This is a genomic window from Bacillus cereus group sp. BfR-BA-01492 (assembly GCF_022662815.1).
GTDB lineage: Bacteria > Bacillota > Bacilli > Bacillales > Bacillaceae_G > Bacillus_A > Bacillus_A cereus_BD.
In genome coordinates this window covers 1-406 of record NZ_JAKUEH010000061.1, presented here as the reverse complement: position 1 = coordinate 406, position 406 = coordinate 1, and the positions used below count along the sequence as shown (strand labels likewise).

Sequence of the window (406 nt, the reverse complement as noted above, 5' to 3'; positions counted from 1 at the left end):
TAGACTATTTGAATTAAGACACTTTTTTAAAGATTGGTCGCTAACTCAATTGGCAGAACGACTGAATAGGGAAGGTTATCGTACTGAGAAAGGAAAGCTGTTTACGAAAGTGCAAGTGAAACGCATGTTAGACCGAGAAAGTTTTTATCGAGGGGTATATACATACGGGCAAATACAAACAAACGGTAAACATTCAGCAATTTTATAACAGTCGTACTTAAAAAAATCGCTCATTTTACTATATGTACTTATGAAATTATGAAAATGGATAGGCTTGCGTACCTATGCGCATCGGAAGATGAACGCTCGAACTAAGGTTGCCGACATTTTTTTATATGACTAAATCATTGAATAGAGGGATGAGTTATGCAGAATAGACAGAACTATTTGTATGTAGGAGTAGATT

The 406-nt window shown here is 35.5% G+C and carries 1 protein-coding gene; it reads left to right on the top strand.

All coding sequences use genetic code 11. The features are described from left to right. The coding region (locus tag MR063_RS21590) for a recombinase family protein (RefSeq protein ID WP_242201339.1) at positions 1–208 on the top strand (208 nt) is incomplete at its 5' end. Positions 209–406: the final 198 nt, after the last annotated feature.